The following is a 746-nucleotide window of genomic DNA, read 5'->3' on the forward strand; positions in this document are numbered from 1 at the left end:
AAGAGGTACTCCTTGCCCTTGGCCAGGAGCACGCCCTCGGTGAACTTGCCGCTTTCCTTGCGGGCCGAGAGCATCATCGACTTCTGCGCCGGCGACAGCTCGCGGAACCTGGAGATCTTCTCTACCTCGTCGGGGGGCATGTTCAGGCATAACCACCACTCGATCATGTTCAGCATCGGTGCCCCGGAGGCTGGGATGTCGTCGATGTTCTGGGTGGCGAGCCAGAACCAGGCGCCCAGTTTCCGCCACATCTTGGTGATCTTCATGGCGTAGGGCAGCAGCAGCGGGTGCTTGGTGATGATGTGCCCCTCATCGGTGATCTTGACGATGGGCCGGCCCTTGAACTGGTCGCGTTCGGCGATGTTGTTCACGGTGTTCAGCAGCGAGATGTAGGCGATCCCGAGCTGGGCGGCGTAGCCTTCGCGCGCGTAAGTCGCGAAATCCACCACGGTGAGGTCGGCTTCAGGCCAGGGCGTTCCTTCGCGATTGAACATCTCGCCGTCGGCGCCCATGCAGAACATCTGCATGGCTTCCGCCATTTCGGCCAGCCGCGCGCGCCGTTCTGGCGCGGAGCCATCGCTCCTGGAGGCCTCGTAGAGCGCATCGCGCACGTCCTGGGTGAGCACCGTGCGGTTCGCGGCGGCGCAGGTCCTGGCCGCCGCCAGAATCGCCTGGCGGATGGCGCTGCGATCGGCACGGGTCAGGCGCGCGTCTTCCTTTTCCTCGCCGCCGGTGATCATCAGGCG

1 pseudogene is annotated in these 746 nt (G+C 64.6%); it reads right to left on the minus strand.

Going from position 1 to position 746, the window contains the following annotated elements:
• Positions 1-746 (minus strand): annotated as a pseudogene (locus JHD77_RS31985) (conjugative transfer ATPase); the annotation flags it as partial.

The organism is Pseudomonas sp. P20 (assembly GCF_016463925.1).
GTDB classification, from domain to species: Bacteria; Pseudomonadota; Gammaproteobacteria; order Pseudomonadales; family Pseudomonadaceae; genus Pseudomonas; species Pseudomonas aeruginosa.